Here is a 2,802-nt window from a genome sequence, read left to right as displayed (position 1 = left end):
AGACCGCCCATGCCGCGTCGGTGAAGACCTCACAACCGTTCCTGTCTGTCATGCCCCGAATATGGGAATAGCACTCAAGCTCTAACAGGCCTTAGCATGGGTCAAACTGCACATACTTGGATCGGCCTGTTCGATTTGTTCCGGATCGGCGTAGGTCCGTCCAGCTCTCACACCGTGGGGCCGATGGTCGCCGCCGCGAGCTTCGCAAACGGCCTCCGCAAGGATTTCCCGGTGGAACGGCTCCGGGTGGAGTTCTTTGGATCCCTTGCATGGACTGGCAAGGGGCACGCGACGGATGTCGCCACCATGCTCGGGCTGACCGGAGCCCAACCCGACACGATTGATCCCGACGAGGGAGCTACCATCGTCGATGGAATACACAGGCTACGGTGGCTGTCCCTGCCCGACGGACGACGCGTGCCATTCGATCCGGCGAGCGATATCGTCTTTCTTCCCCGCGAAACGCTGCCGCGGCATCCGAACGCCCTTCGCATCGCCGCCATCGCTGCCGGCCAGCCGGACGTTTTGCATACCTACTACTCGATCGGGGGTGGCTTCGTCCTGGATGAGCACGGCGAGGCACTCGCCGGGTTGGACGCCGCGGCAGACGCGCCGGTACCCCACCCGTTCAGCAACGCCGCCGAACTGCTCGCGCGCGCCGGGGCGGCCGAGCTCTCGATTGCGGAACTCATGCGGGCGAACGAGACCAGCCAGCGAAGCCCGTCCGACGTGTCGGCCGGCATCGCCCGGATCTGGGCGGCCATGCAGGCATGCACCGCGCGCGGCCTGCGTGGCGAGGGCGAGCTCCCCGGCGGTCTCCGCGTGCGGCGCCGTGCGCCAGCCCTTCGACGGAAGCTCGAGGAGCAGTCGCTGAGGAACGAGGCGGACCCGCTCCTGGCGATGGATTGGGTGAACCTGTGGGCGCTCGCGGTGAACGAGGAGAACGCCGCGGGTGGACGGGTCGTGACAGCCCCGACCAACGGTGCCGCCGGCATCATCCCGGCCGTGCTGCATTATTACGAGCATTTCGTGCCAGGCGCCGATGTACGAGGGGTGCAGACCTTCCTCCTTGCCGCCGCCGCAATCGGCGCAATCATCAAGCGCAACGCGTCAATCTCCGGTGCGGAGGTGGGTTGCCAAGGCGAGATCGGATCGGCCTGCGCGATGGCGGCGGCGGGGCTTGCGGCGACGCTCGGCGGCAGCAATGCCCAGGTCGAGAACGCTGCGGAGATCGGCCTCGAGCACAATCTCGGCCTGACCTGCGATCCTGTGGCCGGCCTCGTCCAAGTGCCATGTATCGAGCGCAACGCTATTGCCTCGGTCAAGGCGATCAATGCCGCAAGGCTCGCGCTGCACGGCGACGGGCGTCACTTGGTCAGCCTCGACCAGGCGGTCGCCACGATGCGGCAGACTGGCCTCGACATGTCACACAAATACAAGGAAACCTCGCTTGGCGGCCTCGCGGTGAATGTCGTGCAATGTTGATTGGCCGCACCGCGGCTAGCCTCTCTGATATGCTGAACGACCGCGCGTTCGCTGCTTCTCCGCCGTGCGCCTTCCATCATCTGTGCCGGAATCGACTGTTCCAGGGCATGATTGTGCGTGCTGAGCGAGGCCCATCGTTCTTCACACGACCTCGGTCGAACCGGCGGTTCCACGATGAACAGCGAAGGTCCGCTTGCGGCCGATCAGACCAGAAAGCGGCCTGTCAGCTTCCGGCCAGGTTCGGTCACGGCAGGTCACCCAATGACAGCTGCCTTAGGCCTTTCCTCGGCAAGTGATCGCGGATCGCTGCTCCACCCAACTCAGCGGAAGCGGTTCTAGCAGCTGTGGCAGCCCGAGGAGAGAAAGAGCTTGGCCGTCGAGGATCGCCTCCACGATCTCCGGCGCCAGCAGCGTGAGGCGGAGCAGCGTACCGAGGTACCCTCGCTCGACCCGCTCCGCCGCCGTCGCCGGCGGGCTCGCCCTTCAGCACCCGCTGCGCCACCTGATAGAGGTCGAGCCGGCCGTTTGTCCCAGCGTGGGTCGGCGAAAGAGGGGGACTCAGTCTGCTGGCGGCTCGACTGATCTGTAGATCTGCTCTCTTTGTATGCCGGCTCATGGAGGCCCGTGGGTGTATTGCACCGTGTTGTCCAGGTGGCGCCACCAGAATGGAACATGTGCAGGCTGCCGCCGTTTTACAGCAGCAAGCAATCCGAAGCTCTCCGAGGAGGCTGATGTTGAAAGACATTACTCCCCACTTTTGAATCTCGTTACCCGCCGTAAGCTGCTGGCCGGAGTGGCCACCGAGGCAGGAGCAACGATGCTCGGAGGCACGCCTGGTGTCGCTGCGCCACCAGAGCTGCGCGCACTGTCTCGACCGGGGTTGTTCCGGAGTTTCTTTCTCGGTGGCTTTGAGTGCTCAACGCAGCGTCGTGCCGATGGGCGGCGGCTAGACCTGATCGCGGCCACGCGGCACGACCAGCTAGCCGCTTCCGACTACCTCCAGCTGACCGAACACGGCATCACAGCCGCCCGCGATGGCGTGCGCTGGCATCTCGTGGAGGGCGGCGCGCCGGGATGGTACGACTGGTCACCCGTGCTGCCGCTACTCCGCGCAGCAGAGGCCATGGGCGTGCAGGTGTCCTGGGACCTGTGCCACTATGGCTGGCCGGACGGGCTGGACGTATTCTCAGCCAGTTTCGTGGACCGCCTGGCTCATTATGCCGCGGCCTTTGGCCGCTTGCATCTCGAAGAGACCGGCAGGCCGCCCGTGATCTGCCCGGTTAACGAGATCTCCTTTCTGGCCTGGGCTGGCGGCGA

At 65.2% G+C, this 2,802-nt stretch carries 2 protein-coding genes; both read left to right on the top strand.

The window, feature by feature from the left end; translation table 11 throughout:
• Nucleotides 1–96 precede the first annotated feature (96 nt).
• The gene (locus EP26_RS30350; RefSeq protein WP_043345120.1) at nt 97–1,485 is read left to right on the top strand and encodes an L-serine ammonia-lyase; all 1,389 of its coding nucleotides are present in this window, start codon (nt 97–99) and stop codon (nt 1,483–1,485) included.
• A gap of 817 nt (nt 1,486–2,302) precedes the next feature.
• A partial coding sequence (locus EP26_RS35945) for a hypothetical protein (protein ID WP_456303889.1) occupies nt 2,303–2,802 on the top strand: 500 nt, incomplete at its 3' end.

This window comes from Belnapia moabensis DSM 16746 (genome assembly GCF_000745835.1).
GTDB classification, from domain to species: Bacteria; Pseudomonadota; Alphaproteobacteria; order Acetobacterales; family Acetobacteraceae; genus Belnapia; species Belnapia moabensis.
The sequence above is the reverse complement of the archived record's forward strand: the minus strand, read 5'-3'. Positions and strand labels throughout refer to the sequence as shown.

Coding starts and splice junctions, on each gene's coding strand:
- EP26_RS30350 (WP_043345120.1), top strand. CDS start 97: ATGGGTCAAACTGCACATACTTGGATCGGCCTGTTCGATTTGTTCCGG.